The sequence below is a fragment of the Rahnella sp. PCH160 genome (genome assembly GCF_047784855.1).
Lineage (GTDB): Bacteria > Pseudomonadota > Gammaproteobacteria > Enterobacterales > Enterobacteriaceae > Rahnella.
Genome location: NZ_JBLOGT010000001.1, coordinates 2,965,804 through 2,982,166 on the forward strand (window position 1 = coordinate 2,965,804; position 16,363 = coordinate 2,982,166).

Below are 16,363 nucleotides of genomic sequence, written 5' to 3' on the forward strand. Positions count from 1 at the left end.
AAGCGGGCGTTACCGGGGACATTCAACCGGCAACCGTTGTGCAACGCCTTAAGTCACGCGTGGCGCTGTTCCGGCAGGGCCTGCCTCAGGGTTATTTGGTCGAAACACGCGGTTTCACTTGCCGTATACATTACGTGCCAGGCCGTTGTCTCAGGCTAAATGGCCTTATGGTTTTGTTCCAGCGTGGCGAAATCGTTCATAAATTTCTTCAACAGTCTTTCCAGTTCAGCGCTTTCGTTGCCTGACCAGTTCCGGAAAATGCTGTCATAAATGCGGGCGCGCGTTTCATCAATTTTATCGGTCATTCCTTTTCCTTCAGAAGTAATGATCGCTTCGTTAATTCTCTTATCCTTGGCATTTTTTTGCCGACGAGCCAGCCCTATCTGCTCAAGTTTCGCAATCTGACGGCTCACCGTCGTGTAATCCCGGCCTACACGGTCGGCGAGTTCGCCAACCCCCATCGGGCCGTAGCGGCTTATCAGTACCAGCAGCGGAAATAACGCACGATCAAGAGTAATGCCTGAATCTTCGATCATTATTTCATCACGTTGCGGGCGGTTGAAGGCCCCCACGATGGCGAGCAGGGCATCATGCAAATCATCGAAATCGGTAGATTTATGTGTATTTTGCACTTTTTTCATTGACGGTATCCAGAATCGGGAATAATGTGTGCATTATACACTTATTTTTAACGGGCAGAAGGAAATATCAATGAAAGCAGCGATTATCAGTGGGAAAGGTGAGACGCCAGTCTATGGCGAATTCCGCGCGCCTGAGGCCGATGACCGGTACAGCGTAGTCAATGTGAAAGCGGCCGCGATGAGCCAGTTGGCCAAGTCACGGGCTGCGGGAACCCATTACAGTTCGGCAATTGAGTATCCGTTTATACCCGGAATTGATGGTGCCGGTTACCTGGCTAACGGTGATCCGGTCTTTTTTTTCGCGCTAAACTCTCCTTTTGGCAGTATGGCAGAAATGACGCTGGTGACCCCCAAAAGTGTCGTCCCGCTTCCAGCAACGCTTGATCTGACGATGGCGGCAGCAATCGGTAATCCCGGCATGTCATCCTGGACGGCACTGACCCGTCGGGCGCAATTGCGCAAAGGCGAAACGGTTTTGATTAATGGTGCGACCGGCACCTCCGGCGGTTTGGCTGTCCGTATCGCCCGTCATCTGGGTGCAGGGAAAATCATTGCAACCGGACGTAATCCTCAGGCACTGGAAAAACTCCGCACACAGGGGGCAGATATTACGCTTACGCTGGATGCATTATCAGCAGAACTGCCCGCATTGATGGCCGAGGGGATCGACGTCGTTCTGGATTATCTCTGGGGGCAGAGCGCACTCGATATTATGATGTCTGCTGTTGCCGGCGGCGCCAGGGTAGTGCGTTTTGTTCAGATTGGCTCATTGAGCGGACAAGAAATTTCATTGCACAGTAAATTGCTGCGTTCATCAGGTTTGACCCTGATGGGCAGTGGTCTGGGTAGTGTATCCAATGCTGAGCTGGTGGCGTCTGTCGGTGAACTTTTGCAGGCTGCGGTAAAGAGTGATTTCTCCATCCCTTTCCATGAACGCCCGTTAAGCGAAGTGAATGTTGCCTGGAATGAGGATGACAGCCGTTGCCGCACTGTTTTTACCCTCTGACACTAAGATAAGTGACGATAACAGTTAACCCGACCGGCTCTCTGTTATCACTGACAGCATTAAGTTTATCGTGGAGTGCCCGGGCCCGCAGACAAATCTCGAGACGGTGACATACCATCTTCATGTTCTCAAAGGCAAAAGGCACTCCCGAACATCTTCTGGACAATATGTTATAAGACCGATTTTACCGCTCGCGGTAGATAAGCCAGATTCTGAACCTGCCTCTACAAAACAATTTATGGCTTTGATTTGATAATCAGCCAGACCTATCACAGTGATACTTAATGCTGAAGGCAGCTCTGCCGATATATACAGCTTCCCTAACATCACTCGGTATAATTGATGCGCTTTCATTTTCTAACACACGCTTTTTCTTACTTTACCCGTCCGCGGTCTGCGGCTTCGTTCAGGGCGCTTCATCATGCCATGCCGGTTATCGAATTCTCCCCTGAAGGTATAATTGAGAGAGCCAGTCCGTCGTTTCTGGCAACCATGAATTACCGGGCTGACGAAATCATCGGCCGCCATCACAGCATGTTCTGTCCGGATTCATTTGTAAGCTCACCCGATTATCGGCGCTTTTGGCAGCGCCTCGCGGCGGGTGAAAGTTTCAGTGGTAAATATCTGCGACTGGCCAGTGGACAGCATCCTGTGTGGCTTGAGGCCAGCTACATCCCCGTCACTAACCGGCGCGGCAGAGTATTCAAAATCATTAAAATAGCTGCAGATATCTCCGGGCGGGTACAGTCAGCACTTGAGCAGGAGTCGATTATCAATGCCATCAGCCGTTCTATGGCGGTGATTTCATTTACACCTGCAGGTGAAGTGCTTGACGCTAACGAAAACTTTCTTAAAACCACCGGCTATGACAGCAAGGAAGTATTGGGCCATCATCACCGGATGTTCTGTTCTGAAGCACTGCACAATAGCGAAGAGTACCGTCACTTCTGGTTAAGGCTGAATCAGGGGGAGTTTTTTTCAGGCCAGTTTCCGCGGCTGAACCGTCAGGGTGACCCCATCTGGCTTCGGGCCACCTACAATCCCGTATTTAACAGCAACGGGCAGCTTTACAAGATAGTCAAATTTGCAGCTGACGTGACTGAGCAGGTCATGCGAAATCAGAAGGAGCATGATGCGGCCGTACATGCCTGGAATATGGCGGTCCAGACCCGGGGAAGTGCGCAGGCAGGCGCGGCGGTCATAAAGGACAGTATCCGAATAATTGACAGGATTGAGGAGGGGATGAACGTGGTATCCGCAGACGTATCAAAACTCAACAGTCAGTCAGACAGCATTGATGGGATGGTCGAAACCATCAGAAGCTTTGCTACCCAGACCCGGCTCATCGCCCTTAATGCGGCGATTGAGGCCGCACGGGCAGGCGCATCGGGCAGAAGTTTTGCGGTTGTTGCAGCAGAAGTGCGTAATTTAGCGGCCAGCGTCAGCGGGGCTACAGAGGAAATCGAGAGAGTTGTAGCCGGCAATAACCAGCTGGCGAGAGACGTTCTGAAAGGTATTGAGAATAGCCTGGAAAACACCGGGCTCGGGGTAACGCTGATGCGCAAAGCCGGTGAGGTGATGGCCAGCATTCAGAATGATTCAGAACGGGTGGAGAGCGCTGTCAGGGATGTTACACGCTCGGTGACGTCAGAATAATCATCTCTCAGTAAGATATTTTTTGTCAGGGGATTGGCAGGTCTGCTTTTGACCGTAACCACGATCTGATACGGTGCGAATAAGCATAATTCGGATACTGTATGCATCATGACTCAGGGAGAACCTCACACATGATAACCCCAGCTGGCGCGGTAGAGTCCTTCCGCAGCATTATTCATTTTGTGACAGCGGCAAATGTCCTGAGTTTTACGGAAGCTGCCGGGCAACTTGGTATTTCAAAATCGGCGATTGGAAAGAGCATTACGCTACTGGAGAAAAATCTGGGGGTGGCCCTTTTTCATCGCACGACGCGAAAAATCAGCCTGACCACGGAAGGCGAGTCCTATCTCGCCAGCTGTTTAATTGCGCTTGAAACCCTTCAGGCGGCAGAAAATTCATTGCGTTCAAAAATGACTGAACCTTCCGGAACCGTGAGGATCGATATGCCTGCAGCATTTGGGCGTTCGGTAATGATGCCAATATTGTTAGATATGGCTGAACGATTTACGCAATTAAAATTGACCATCACATTTAATGACAAGATCATTGATCCACTGGATGTGGGTTTTGATTTGGCTATACGCTTTGGACCGATGAAAGACAGTGCGGATCTGGTCGCCAAAAAACTCAATGAGCAACATTTAGTGTTCGCTGCCTCACCGGCTTATCTTCAACGTTACGGCAGCCCAAAAACTTTCGAAGATTTAACACAGCATCGTTGCATTATGGCCTGGCGCGGGGGAGGCCATTGAGTTGGTTGGTCAGAAAAGCAAAAGAAGATGTTCGCATTCATCCCACCCCATTTCATCAGATCAGCGACGGGGATGCGATGGTGGGGGTTTGTGTATCCGGAGCCGGTATTATCCAGTTTCCTGAATCCCTATTGCGACCCTATGTACAAAAAGGTGAGCTTGTTCTGATACTCCCGGAACTCACCCCCAGCGCTACCGAACTCAACGTTATCTGTCCAAGGTCGCGCCTTTTATTGCCGGGTGTCCGTTTTATTATTGACCAGCTTTCTGAATTGTCTGAACAAAATGCCTTCTGCTAATTGACGAAATAAAGTCTACTCTACGTGTAATGCCGATCAGTTAAGGATCAGTTGAACGATCCAGTGGCTGTGTAAAAATCCAGAAACGTTCTTCGTTTCTGGATTTTTTTTATGCGCATTGCTCAGGCTCTTGAGCTCGTTTCCTGCTACGACTCTACCCGTAACCCTCTGACTTCTCTCGGTGATGTTCTGGATCCCGACCTTGTCTCCCGCTGTCTGGCCGAGTCAGGTTCCGTCACGCTGCGTAAACGCCGTCTCCCGTTGGAAATGATGGTCTGGTGCATCATTGGCATGGCGCTCGAACGCGAAGAACCCCTCCACCAAATCGTGAACCGTCTGGATATTATGCTCCCCGGCAACCGGCCCTTCGTTGCCCCAAGCGCCGTTATCCAGGCCCGCCAGCGCCTGGGAAGTGATGCCGTTCGCCGCGTGTTTACCCAAACGGCACAGGTGTGGCACAACTCCGTCACCCATCCACACTGGTGTGGTCTGACATTACTGGCGGTGGACGGTGTCGTCTGGCGAACCCAGGATACACCAGAAAATGATGTGGCTTTCCCGCGACAGACCTATGCCGGGCAACCGGGGCTTTATCCGCAGGTGAAAATGGTCTGCCAGATGGAACTGACCAGCCACCTGCTTACGGCTGCCGCCTTCGGTACGATGAAAGAAAGCGAATATACGCTGGCAGAAAAACTGATAGAACAAACAGGCGATAACACACTGACTTTACTCGATAAAGGTTATTATTCTCTGGGGCTGCTGAATGCCTGGCATCAGGCGGGAGAGAGCCGTCACTGGATGATCCCGTTGAAAAAAGGAGCGCAGTACGAAGAGGTGCGAAAACTCGGTAAAGGCGATCATCTGATAAGGATGAAAACCAGTCCTCAGGCCCGGAAAAAGTGGCCTGATCTGGGGGAGGAAATGACGGCTCGCCTTCTGACGTTTACCCGTAAAGGCAAAGTCTGCCATCTGCTGACCTCAATGACAGATGCCATGCGGTACCCGGGGGGGGAAATGGCCGATCTCTACGGCCACCGTTGGGAAATCGAACTGGGTTATCGTGAAATTAAGCAGACGATGTTACTGAGTCGGTTAACGCTGAGAAGTAAAAAACCAGAACTTGTCGAGCAGGAGTTATGGGGGTATTACTAGCCTATAATCTTGTTCGTTATCAGATGATTAAGATGTCTAAAACCCTAAAGGGTTACTGGCCGAATCAGCTAAGCTTCTCAGACTCGTGCAGTCTGGTGATGAGGATGTTAATGACGCTTCAGGGCGCATCTCCGGGCCGGATCCCCGAACTGTTGCGTAATCTGGAGAGTATGGCGCAGATGGTGAAGCTGCCGATAAGAAGAGAAAGGGCCTTTCCGAGAGTGGTGAAGGAAAGACCCCGGAAGTATCCAAAAGCACAGGAAAAAAGCCAGTCAGTTGCTTAACTGACTGGCATTACTACTCTACGTGCACTTTTAGGGTGTTTATCAACTTTTAAGGTTGGACTAAGATGTTCTCAAGGTCAGACAGACCTGACAACACAATTAAGTTCACCTTGATGAGGACACACCATGCCAGTTGTTAATATTCAGATGTTTGAAGGCCGTGATGATGCTAAAGCCGCTATCGCTAAAGCAGTCACTGATGCTATTTCTACTGAAGCAAAAGTTGACCCACAATATATCTACGTTATTTTCAATGACGTTAAGACTGAAAACTGGGCCATTTCCGGTGAACTATTTTCAGAAACATTGAAAAAATAAGCTGACCCTCATTTTCTACCGCATACCAGCATATATTTAGCACGCCGCTGCCTGTGTCTTTTCACCCGCAAAGCAAAACGTGCAGTTGCTGCTATTTAAAAACAAATGAAGACAGGCTTATTAATTTTTTTGAGCCTGTTTCTCTTCATAATTAATCAAATGCTCCATTTTTAACGCACCTGATTATCAAGGAACATCAAATGGAAAGTGAAGTTATCAACGTCTTTACCCTGGCTATTAAAGGAAATAATTTCCCTGCTTTTAAAAGTCTGGTCGAGAAAATTGTCAAAGAGACAAATAAAGAACCAGGAACTCTTGCCTATATTTACAGTGTGAGTGACGATGAGAAAATCGCTCATATTGTTGAACGTTATAAAGCAGATTCTGTAGTCAGCCATGTTGAACAGACATTTTCTCCTTTCGCTGAGGAATTCCTGTCTTTGGTCGATGTAACGAGTCTGACCGTTTACGGCAAGCCAGATGCTGCCACCAGAGCAAAACTTGATCCGTTTGGCGCTGTGTACATGACGCCTTTCGATGGCTTTACCCGTTAATTCTTTCTTCTGAGAAATTTTAATCTGAGATCTGTTATGAAACTTACCGAGCTTCATCGATTTTGCTCTCGATAATTTTGACGCATCATCATATTGATATCTGTTTGATTAACCCTGAGCAGGCAGGCTTTTACGACGTAATACCCGCATATTCACCATAATGCACAGCAGTAAACAAAACACAGATAACCACATGCCATGCGCCATGCCGGAAGAAAAATTGATGAGGCCGGTGTGGGCAATCATTGCGCCGAAGAGTGCGACCCCTATGACACCTCCCAGTTGTCTTGCAGACGCCATCAGGCCGGAAGCCATCCCCGCGTCGTGTTGTGAAACAGATGCCAGCATCGAATTGGTGATGGAAGGGACTGACATTGCACTACCGATACCCACCATCATCAGTGCACCATTAAGAAACCACCATGAGCTGTTCTCGATTAACTGTGACAACAGAATGAAACCGATAATTTGGACGCTGAAACCGGTAATAATGATCCGTATATCACTCACTTTTTTGGCCACATGTGATGAAACCAGGGTTGAAATCGTCAGCACTGCCGTCAATGGGATGAATGACAAACCTGTTTTAATCGCATCGTAATGAAGGATGCTTTGAAAGTAGATACTGAGGTCAAACACTGTACCGTAAAATGTCAGGTTGATGACTGCTCCGCAAAGCGCTGTCGTCGCCAGCACTTTATTTTTTGCTAAACGCGCAGGCAACATTGGGAACCTGACGAACCTTTGGGTTATCGCAAAAACAACTAAGAACACTGCCGCAGTAAACATCATGCCCAGAGTCCCACCTGTCCAACCTTCTGCACTCGTTTCAGTCAGGCCATAAGTCAGGGCTGCAATACAGATGGCAATACTGACCTGCCCGAAAATGTCGATCTTTTTATTCACACGGGGAGAGGGTGAGGCATAACGTTGTATTAAAAAAATTGCCAATAAACCCAGAGGAACGTTAATAAGGAACACGCTACGCCAACCGAGGTATTGTATTAAAAATCCCCCCAAAACAGGTCCCGCTGCCAGCGCGATCCCACCGCATGCTCCCCATAAGGCCACTGCAGTTCGCCTCATGACAAGATCAGCAAAAGATATTCTGATTAACGTGAGTGAAGTCGGAACCAGAAGGGCAGCACCGAGACCTTGTATTCCTCGCATTGTGGTTAACATGGACATACTGTTGGCAAGATCGCAGCCGATAGAACCCAGCGTGAAAAAAACAAATCCCCAGGTAAAAATATTGCGAGCGCCGAACTTATCGCCGAGTGCGCCGCCGGTGATCAACAGGGCTGCAAATACCAGTGCATAGCTGTTAATCACCCATTCAAGACCAGTAAGATCGGTATTAAAGGCAACTTTCAGGGATCCGAGTCCGACGTTAACCACACTTACGTCAAGTTGAACCACTAAAAATCCCAAACACGTAGCGAACTGAATGGCCTTCAGAGACGGAGACATTGTAGACATGAGTGAACCCTGATTAAGAAGATAATCCGATCAGGGTATCCATTGTATTTCCATGTATAAATACTAAAATATGCCACCACTCCATGCAAAAATGCATACTTTATGAATTGGGAAGACTTGAGGATTTTTCTGGCTATAGCCAGAACGGGAACATTATCCAGCGCAGCGCGATCTTTACATATTGATCAGGCTACAGTGAGCAGGCGCCTGGCCTCTCTTGAAGAGCAACTTGACGTTCGACTTATAGAGCGTTTGCCTCGCGAGGCACGGGTAACAGAGTTAGGTCAAAAAATCTTACAGGAGGCCAGCGACATTGAAACCCGCACGCTTAAGATTGAACAGATGTCGATTACCTCCAAACAAGAGCGATCAAAAATCACAATTTCCGCGCCGCCTGTGCTCGCCAGACACTTTTTTGCACCCAATATGTTGGCGTTATCTCAGCGATTGCCGATGGCGCAGTTATCAATACTGAGCGATGCTCATTTTGTTTCACTGGCACGACTTGAAGCGCACCTTGCGGTGAGATTATCACCTGGCATAAAAGACTCGGATATCATCAGAAAGATAGGGCAGATGGAGTTTGCACTCTATGCGGGTAGAGAATATTGCCATCTTAAAGAACCTGATAAATGGGAATTTATCGCTTACCCTGAGCGTCACACAGATTTTGACCATAAGAGATGGCTTTACGAGACAATAGGGAATAAACCTGTGATATGCGAAGTTGCTGACCTGAGTAACCAGTTTGAAGCTGCATGTTCAGGGATCGGTATTGCGGGAATACCCTGTTTTCTTGGCGATAATGATGAACGGCTGATAAAGCTTGAAACGACGAAACCGATGCTAAGCCTTGATATCTGGACAGCAAAACATCCCGACAGGCGTAATGATAAACACCTCCAGCAAGCATTGATTGCCATAGCTGAATTAATCGACAGTAAGGGGTTGGGTTTAACTGGTTGAGAATTCTAATAATACTTAATTTTCATCATGTTGTGATGGCATACGGTCTTTTTTGCCCATTACCAGCAAGCTAGGGTTGTTTATGTTGTTAAGCAGACGTCTTGCAGGGTTTCTGACAGAGGGATAAGTGGCGAATTATTTGAGTCGTAATGAAACATATGGGAGGCACTTCATTATCGAACAAGACTGGCCCTAAATCTGACCACCAGATTCTCCCGATGCGGAGGAAGAAATGAAAATGCATCGGGAAGACTTTTCACACTAACTCGTTGAATCTAAATCGTATAAAGATTCGTGAAGATGCATGAAAACACAAATTTGGCTCCTCTGACTGGACTCGAACCAGTGACATACGGATTAACAGTCCGCCGTTCTACCGACTGAACTACAGAGGAATCGTGTGAACGGGGCGAATAATAGCGACTGCCCGTGGGCATGTCAAAGGGGAAACTGCATAAATGCGTGCGTTTGCTGATACTTTAGGCAAGTTGTTGAGAATAGTGTCAAAAAGGCCCGTTTTTGCAGGTAGACAGGCCTTTCAGAGGCTAACGCAGCTCAGCGCAGGCACGTGTAATTCGCTCGCAGGCTTCCTGCAAACGGCTGTCGTCAATGGCGTAAGCGATGCGCAGATAGCCCGATGCACCAAAAGCGGAGCCCTGAAGCGTGGCGACATGGGCGGATTTCAGCAGGTATGCAGCAAAATCTTCATCTGTTCGTAGAATTTCGCCCGAAGCCGTTGTTTTCCCCAGCATCCCCTGACAGTTCGCAAAGACATAAAAGGCGCCCGGCGGCGTATCAGCGCTCAGGCCGTCGATGGCATTCACACAGTTCATGATCACCGTCTGGCGGCGTTGCAGAATTTCTATCCAGCCACTGATGAAATCGTTGTCCTGTTCCAGCGCGGCGACCGTAGCGGCCTGGGAAATGGAACTCGGGTTGGAGGTGCTTTGGGATTGCAGAATTTGCATCGCTGAAATCAACCACGCGGGGCCGCCTGCGTAGCCGAGACGCCAGCCGGTCATGGAGTAACCTTTCGATACGCCATTGACGGTCAGAATCCGGTCTTTCAGCTGCGGTTCAACGTCCGCCAGCGTGGCGAAGATGCCCGGTACAAAGCAAATTTTCTCATAAATATCGTCGGCCATCACCAGTACATGCGGCTGATCCCGCAAAACGACGGCCAGCGCGCGTAATTCGGCGGAGGAATAAATCGCACCGGTCGGATTGTTCGGCGAATTGAGGATAACCCAGCGGGTTTTCGGCGAGATGGCTGCCGCCAGATCCTCCGGCTGTAATTTCCAGCCATTCTTTTCGTGGCAGGGCACAATGACCGGTTCGCCTTCTGCCAGCGCCACCATATCAGGGTAAGACACCCAATACGGCGCAGGAATGATGACTTCGTCGCCCGAAGAAACAGTGGCTAAAAGGGCATTGAAGATCAACTGCTTGGCACCACTGCCTGCAATCACTTCATCCGCGCGGTAGCCTATCTGATTTTCGCGATTAAACTTAGTGATGATGGCTTGTTTGAGCGCAGCAGTACCGGCAACAGCCGTGTATTTTGTGTCACCTTGTACAATCGCGTCGATGCCGGCTTGTTTAATGTGTGCCGGAGTGTCGAAATCGAGCTCGCCTTCACCAAGATTAATGACATCTATGCCCGCCGCACTTAGCGAGCGAACCTGATCGGAAATCGCCGCTGTCGGCGAAGGGCGCACACGCCGTAAACGAGGTGCAAGAAAATCAGCAGACATTGTTTCCCCTGTTTGAACAATAACAAAATTGTATTATGTGAATCATTAAAATCAATTTAAACTTATCATTCTTCTTTTTGCGATGCTCATAATTTCTTCGTACAGAGCCGCTTTTTTGCCGGTGGAAAGGGTACGGCAATCCCTAAACTGACTCTGGGGTCAGTGGATGACTTGATCTTTCCTTCTATTTTTCAAGGTTCTCTTATGGCTTTTATTTTTGTAGCGCATGACACGCCTGAGCCTTCTTTGTACGGGGCGATGGCGGCAATACTGGCTGCACAAAAAAATTTACCACTGGCACATCTGCCGGTGAACTGGGACGTCGCGCGGTATCCCGATGCTTGTCAGCACGTCATCGGGGAAGGGCAACTGATGACCAGCGGGTTGTTATGGACCGAGCGGCTCAATCCTCAAAGCGCCGGTAAGGCGATGGAGCTCGACGAGTTACTGGAAACCTACGGCACGCAGGATGTCATCATCCCGCTCGGCCCGATGCAGATCGTTCAGTTCCCGCGAATTGCCCGGTGTGTGCGTGAAAGTACGTTTGATTATGAGCTGATCAACGTTGAACGCTCGAATCAGGGGTATGCGTTCAGCCGCCACGGCCTGGAAGATGAATCGCTCGGTTGCTGGTGGCGCGATCACTACGGGCGCTGGATAAGCCAAAATACGCCGCCGCAGACCCGCACGACGCTGCGGATCGCGCTGGTGGGCGCGCAATCTGACCAGTGCAGTGTTTATCCGGCGACGCTGGCGGCACTGGGTGATGCGGCGGACGCGCTGGCGCTTTCTCTGGATATCGTTTACGCCGCGCCCATGGCGCTGGAAGATCATCTCCACGAAGTGATGGATAACGTGGACGGTATTTTGCTGCCGGGCGGTGCGGCGATGTGCAACGTCAGCGGGCAAATCAGCGCCGCGCACTATGCGCTGAACCGTAATATTCCGATCCTCGGGTTGTGTCTCGGCATGCAGACCATGACCACGGCTATCGTTCAGAAAATGGTGGGATCTTTACTGGCTAATCTTGCCGAAGCTGATCCAGACGCGACGATTAAAACCTTTGTGCCGCTGAGCAATAGGCCAGCGTTCCCCGTTCACCGGCTGGGGAATCACACGATGCTGACTGAGCCGGGCAGCAAATTGCGGGAGATCCTGGGTGAGGCGTTTACCGTGCGCTATAACCACCGTTTTCATCTTGAACCGGCGCTGAAAGCGGGGCTGGAAGAGTACGGGCTGCGCATCACCGGGACAGACCTCACCGGGCAGATTGCAGACGGCATTGAATTCCCAAGACATCCTTTTTATCTGGGCGTACAGGGGCACCCGGAGCTGTCGTCGTTGCGTATAAAACCGCATCCTCTGCTGACAGCATTTCTTAACGCAGCGACGTTAAAGCGCGGTTAGCACCGGTCCGGCCCAGTTCTCCATGAGCAGCCCGTCGATGCGTGAGAATTCTTTCAGGTTGTTGGTCACCATAACCATACCTGCGCTGCGAGCCTGTGCGGCGATATGTATGTCGTTTACGCCGACCGGGCTGCCGTTTTTTTCCAGCATGGCGCGGATATGCCCGTAGTGCGCCGCAGCCTTCTGGTCGTAATCAACAATGCGCAAATGGGAGACGAAATCCTCAATCACCTGCCTGTTTTTTTGCGGGCTGGCGCTTTTCTCTACGCCATGCAGTAACTCCGCATACGTCACCATGGAGATCGCCATGTGATCAGCGTGCTGATTGAATTTTGCCAGCACGCTCATCGGTCTCCGCTTCAGGATATAAATGACAATATTGGTATCCAGCAGGTAAGTCAGCATTAAAACGTATCCCGATCCGTCTGGTGTTGTGAGCTGCGTTCTTCCATAAAATCAGCGGAAACGCTCAGTTCGCTGTGGAAGAAATTATCCCATGTGCTTTCGGCTGGTGTGAGCACCAGCGAGTTTCCTACCTTTCTTATCGTCACAGTTTTTACCTCATCAGGAAAACGGCACTCCGCCGGAATACGGACGCTCTGCGTCCGGTTATTTAAAAATACTGACCCTTTTGACATGGTGCTTTCTCCAGTTACGTGACTTTGGCCCGACAATTCCTGGCTAAAGTTTACGCGCCTGAAAAATATAGTGCAAAGGTATATACGTCAGATGTGAAAGACAACGAAAGAAACCGGCGGATGTTGGATTTTGCGCGATGGCTCGGAGAAAAGGCTGCAACAAAAGAAAATCCCCGCAACATTTACGGGGATTCGTGGAAAACGAGGGTTACTTCAACGTGATGCCGGAACGTGGGTCGGCAGCCAGACGCTGTAATTCCTGCTCAATCAGAGCAATCACTTCCGGCTCCAGATCAACCAGCGGGGCACGAACGTGGTGGCCGTCGAAGCCGCGCAGGTTCATGGCCGCTTTGACCAGCTGCGGCTGGCCGTAACGGCGGGCGAGAGCGCGGTACGGATACCACAGGCGGTGAAGCGCGCGGGCGGTATTCGCATCGCCGTTTTCCAGCGCACGGTACGACGCCAGAATGATTTCCGGTAACGCGCCGCTGTTGGTGGTGCTGATGCCGTCAAAACCGCACATCATCGGGCCTAAGAACGCCAGGTCCGAGGCACAGAAAAGGCGCAGACGCCCGCCCAGACGGTTAGCAATCTGGTCGATCGCCGTCGGGTTTAAATCGCCCTGTTTGATGCCGACAACGCCGTCGATATCTGCCAGTTGCTCCAGCACGACCGGCGGCAACGTGATGCCAATGCCCGGCGCGTTGTACACCAGAATTCCGGTGCGTGACAGCGGTGCCATCTGTCTGAAGAAGCTGATGATTTGCGCGTCGGTGACTTCGGAAACAAACGGCGGTGTCACCATCGGCAGGCCGCCAAGATCCCCGGCCAGTTGCGTTAAATCCCGCACCACACGGGCGTCGGAGCCTGCGCTGCACAGCATGACCGGCACGCGGTTGCCGACCACGTCCATGACGTGGCGGAACAATATGGCGCGTTCGTCAGCGGTCATCGCCGGGAATTCGCCGTAGGTGCCGCCGATCAAAATGCCGTCATAACCCAGGCCGATGACGCGTTCGATATTGCGCGATATCCCGGCGAAGTCGAACTCGCCGCTGGCGGTAAAAGGCGTCACGGTGATGTTAAAAATGCCTTTCAGACGGGCCTGGCTTTCACTGATGTCTTTCATTTATTCAATTCCTGTAAAAACGAAGCTGTTGGCAAAATCAAAGTAAATACAACGGGCGATCTACCGTGCCCAGCACGCGATAACCTGTTTCAGTCACCACAATCGTTTCGCTGACGCCCACGGTAAATTCGCCGTAGATGCGCAGGGCAGGCGGAATGTGGAAGGTCATGCCCGGCTGTAATTCGGTGGTGATGCCGCTGTAAAGGCTGAGGATGGCGCCTTCGCCCCAGTCAGGTGCGAACGAAATGCCGATGGAATAACCGGTGCGTTTCTTGAAATTATCGGTGTATCCGGCGCGGTCAATCACGGCCTGACAGGCCAGATGCGGGGCTTCGCAAGTGGCACCCGGACGGATGGCGTCGAGTGCGGCTTGCAGCGCTTCCTGACACACTTTTTCCATTTCCAGTGCAACGACGGGCGGTTTGCCCAGCCAGGCGGAACGCATCAGCGCCGCGTGATAGCGGTCATGCGTAGCGGCCATTTCGAGGAAAATCGGGTCATTGTCGAGGATTTTGCGGCGACGCCAGGTTCCGTGCGGCACGCCGGTGCGCGGACCGGTGGAAACCAGCGGTTCCATGCCCATGTATTCTGAACCGGCGGCAATGGCCGCGCCCATCATGGCCGAAACCAGATCGTTTTCTGTGGCTCCGGCGGCAATCGCGGCGCGTCCGGCGAGCATTCCGGCATCAACGTAACGGGCGGCATGTGCCATTTTTTCCAGCTCGGCGGCGGATTTCACCGCGCGCAGTTGTTCGATAACGCCCGCGGCGTCGTGGATTGTGCCGATCTCAGCCTGCAAGGCTTCATAAACCGCAATCGGCAGGAACCAGCCGCGTTTGTCGATGCCAATCCGGCTCTTCATCCAGCCACGCGCTTTGAGCACATCGAGCAGGAAATTCACCGGATTATCGCCGTCAGTGTAAATCGCCGCGTCGCGGATAAAGGTGTTGGAGATGAAGTTAAAATATTCCAGCTGGCGGATAACAAACACCGGATCGCCTTCAACCGGCAACACCAGCGTCTGGAAGGTGTAATAGCCCGGCGTCTGCTGGCCGGTCAGATAAAAGATGTTTTCCGGGCCGGTGATGACCATGACGTCGAGACCGGCTTTCACCAGCAACTGACGCGCCCGCGCAATGCGCTGTTGATATTCGGCTTCCTGAAATGCGGATTCTGCGCCGGGGATGACGCTGCCGAGATCGGGAAGAGAAACTGGCTGTGCTTTCATTGTGCAAACTCCTGAATAAATTCTGCCTGAGAAGGGGTAAAACTGACGCCGAGCCCTGCGCCGGACGGGCTGCTGAGCATCCCCTGGTGATAGGAAAGGCCGTGAACCGGGTCATTACCCAGTCCGTCGGCGCCGTAAAGTTCGGCGTAACGCGGCTGACTGGCGCGGGCGACGTGCAGGGCAGCGGCAGTCGCGGCGCCGCCTTCATTCATCTGGCCGATCATGAACGGCACACCGGCGGCGGTCAGCCGTTTGGCGGCCGCCAGCGTGGGGGCAATGCCGCCCATTTTGACCAGTTTCAGATGTGCCATGATTTTGCCTTCGAGCTGCAAAATGCGTTCTAAATCGGTCTCGCTGCTCATGCTTTCATCGAGCATCAGCGGCACCGGGCTGGCGGCGGCCAGTGCCGGATAAAAGTGCGCGTTGGCATCAGAAACCGGCTGTTCGAGGTAGCGCATCTCGAACTTCGCCAGCGCCTGCAAATGGTGGCGCGCTTCTTCCGGCTGCCACTGGCCGTTCGCATCCGCCGATAAGCTGATTTCATGGCCGAAACGGCGGCGCAGGGCGCTGAGCCGGGCTTCGTCCTCGTGAAATGACGCGACGCCGACGCGCAGTTTCAGTTGCGTAAAGCCCCGTTCGACATACCCCGTCGCCTGTTCGAGCATGTCATGCATGGGCGTCCAGAACAGCGTTTGATTCGTGTGATAACTCACCGTTTCAGCGTTTTCTGCGCCCGCCAGTTCTGCCACGCTGAGCCCGTTCTGTCGCGCAATCAGGTCATGCAGCGCGATGTCGATCAGCATCCGCGTCGGCGCCAGAAAATCGGCCAGCAGCGCCGTAAGATTGAGCAGTAACGTGCTGGCAGACTGGCTGAGATCGAGTTGACGCAGGGCGCGGATCACATCGCTTAACACCCCTTCGGCGCTGTAGCCGTTGAGGTAAGCAATGTTGATGCGCACTTCGCCGATGCCGTTGAAGTTTTTCTCCTCGAGTAACAGATACAACGTGTCTAATCCCGGAACATGGCCGGAGGACGCCGTGTGCAATTGCAGGTGCGGATAGCGTAAATCGGCGCGGTACAGGGTGGCTTTCACCGG

General features: G+C 51.6%; 16 protein-coding genes, 1 tRNA gene and 1 pseudogene. 9 read left to right on the top strand and 9 right to left on the bottom strand.

Going from position 1 to position 16,363, the window contains the following annotated elements; translation table 11 throughout:
- Positions 1 to 155 precede the first annotated feature (155 nt).
- The gene (locus ACM5QY_RS13740) at positions 156 to 641 is read right to left on the bottom strand and encodes a MarR family winged helix-turn-helix transcriptional regulator (protein WP_416121333.1); all 486 of its coding nucleotides are present in this window, start codon (positions 639 to 641) and stop codon (positions 156 to 158) included.
- A 70-nt stretch (positions 642 to 711) separates the two neighbouring features.
- Between ACM5QY_RS13740 and ACM5QY_RS13745 the strand changes: the two genes are divergently transcribed.
- From ACM5QY_RS13745 to ACM5QY_RS13775, 7 genes and pseudogenes are all read left to right on the top strand, one after another.
- Entirely contained in the window at positions 712 to 1,647 is a 936-nt protein-coding gene (locus tag ACM5QY_RS13745; protein ID WP_416121334.1) for a quinone oxidoreductase family protein, read from the top strand.
- Positions 1,648 to 1,989: 342 nt separating this feature from the next.
- On the top strand, positions 1,990 to 3,303 hold the full coding sequence (locus ACM5QY_RS13750; RefSeq protein WP_416121335.1) for a methyl-accepting chemotaxis protein: 1,314 nt from the start codon (positions 1,990 to 1,992) through the stop codon (positions 3,301 to 3,303).
- Positions 3,304 to 3,434: 131 nt separating this feature from the next.
- Positions 3,435 to 4,055, top strand: a complete 621-nt coding sequence (locus ACM5QY_RS13755; protein ID WP_416121336.1) for a LysR family transcriptional regulator — start codon at positions 3,435 to 3,437, stop codon at positions 4,053 to 4,055.
- Positions 4,052 to 4,354, top strand: a complete 303-nt coding sequence (locus ACM5QY_RS13760; protein WP_416121337.1) for a LysR substrate-binding domain-containing protein — start codon at positions 4,052 to 4,054, stop codon at positions 4,352 to 4,354. Before ACM5QY_RS13755 ends, ACM5QY_RS13760 begins: the two co-directional genes overlap by 4 nt.
- 111 nt (positions 4,355 to 4,465) lie before the next feature.
- Positions 4,466 to 5,793 (top strand): annotated as a pseudogene (locus ACM5QY_RS13765) (IS4 family transposase).
- Between the two features lie 126 nt (positions 5,794 to 5,919).
- Positions 5,920 to 6,111 carry a tautomerase family protein gene (locus ACM5QY_RS13770; protein WP_416121338.1) on the top strand — a complete coding sequence of 64 codons (192 nt, stop codon included), beginning with the start codon at positions 5,920 to 5,922 and terminating at the stop codon, positions 6,109 to 6,111.
- 200 nt (positions 6,112 to 6,311) lie between these two features.
- Positions 6,312 to 6,665: a hypothetical protein gene (locus ACM5QY_RS13775; protein WP_416121339.1), complete on the top strand. Its 354-nt coding sequence runs from the start codon at positions 6,312 to 6,314 to the stop codon at positions 6,663 to 6,665.
- 108 nt (positions 6,666 to 6,773) lie between these two features.
- Here ACM5QY_RS13775 and ACM5QY_RS13780 read toward each other — a convergent pair whose 3' ends face one another.
- Positions 6,774 to 8,144 (bottom strand): MFS transporter, encoded by a 1,371-nt coding sequence (locus ACM5QY_RS13780; protein WP_416121340.1) that lies wholly within the window; start codon positions 8,142 to 8,144, stop codon positions 6,774 to 6,776.
- Positions 8,145 to 8,246: 102 nt separating this feature from the next.
- Here ACM5QY_RS13780 and ACM5QY_RS13785 point away from each other — a divergent pair, with 102 nt between their 5' ends.
- Positions 8,247 to 9,110 (top strand): LysR family transcriptional regulator, encoded by an 864-nt coding sequence (locus tag ACM5QY_RS13785; protein ID WP_416121341.1) that lies wholly within the window; start codon positions 8,247 to 8,249, stop codon positions 9,108 to 9,110.
- A gap of 319 nt (positions 9,111 to 9,429) precedes the next feature.
- On the opposite strand, the gene ACM5QY_RS13790 is transcribed toward ACM5QY_RS13785, so the two are convergent.
- Both ACM5QY_RS13790 and ACM5QY_RS13795 read right to left on the bottom strand, forming a co-directional pair.
- Positions 9,430 to 9,505: transfer RNA gene (locus ACM5QY_RS13790), tRNA-Asn, on the bottom strand.
- 150 nt (positions 9,506 to 9,655) lie between these two features.
- Positions 9,656 to 10,864: a pyridoxal phosphate-dependent aminotransferase gene (locus ACM5QY_RS13795; RefSeq protein ID WP_416121342.1), complete on the bottom strand. Its 1,209-nt coding sequence runs from the start codon at positions 10,862 to 10,864 to the stop codon at positions 9,656 to 9,658.
- Between the two features lie 204 nt (positions 10,865 to 11,068).
- On the opposite strand from ACM5QY_RS13795, the gene ACM5QY_RS13800 reads away from it, so the two are divergent.
- A complete protein-coding gene (locus ACM5QY_RS13800; protein ID WP_416121343.1) occupies positions 11,069 to 12,271 on the top strand; it encodes a glutamine amidotransferase-related protein in 1,203 nt (400 codons plus the stop codon).
- Here ACM5QY_RS13800 and vapC read toward each other — a convergent pair.
- The 5 genes from vapC to ACM5QY_RS13825 form a co-directional block, all read right to left on the bottom strand.
- On the bottom strand, positions 12,257 to 12,676 hold the full coding sequence (vapC, locus tag ACM5QY_RS13805) for a type II toxin-antitoxin system tRNA(fMet)-specific endonuclease VapC (protein WP_416121344.1): 420 nt from the start codon (positions 12,674 to 12,676) through the stop codon (positions 12,257 to 12,259). The genes ACM5QY_RS13800 and vapC overlap by 15 nt on opposite strands.
- The gene (gene vapB / locus ACM5QY_RS13810) at positions 12,676 to 12,909 is read right to left on the bottom strand and encodes a type II toxin-antitoxin system VapB family antitoxin (protein WP_416121345.1); all 234 of its coding nucleotides are present in this window, start codon (positions 12,907 to 12,909) and stop codon (positions 12,676 to 12,678) included. The genes vapC and vapB overlap by 1 nt, the downstream gene beginning before the upstream one ends.
- Before the next feature lie 208 nt (positions 12,910 to 13,117).
- On the bottom strand, positions 13,118 to 14,038 hold the full coding sequence (locus tag ACM5QY_RS13815; RefSeq protein ID WP_416121346.1) for a dihydrodipicolinate synthase family protein: 921 nt from the start codon (positions 14,036 to 14,038) through the stop codon (positions 13,118 to 13,120).
- 37 nt (positions 14,039 to 14,075) lie between these two features.
- Positions 14,076 to 15,266 (bottom strand): M24 family metallopeptidase, encoded by a 1,191-nt coding sequence (locus tag ACM5QY_RS13820; RefSeq protein ID WP_416121347.1) that lies wholly within the window; start codon positions 15,264 to 15,266, stop codon positions 14,076 to 14,078.
- A complete protein-coding gene (locus tag ACM5QY_RS13825) occupies positions 15,263 to 16,360 on the bottom strand; it encodes a mandelate racemase/muconate lactonizing enzyme family protein (protein WP_416121348.1) in 1,098 nt (365 codons plus the stop codon). Before ACM5QY_RS13825 ends, ACM5QY_RS13820 begins: the two co-directional genes overlap by 4 nt.
- Between the last annotated feature and the right edge of the window lie 3 nt (positions 16,361 to 16,363).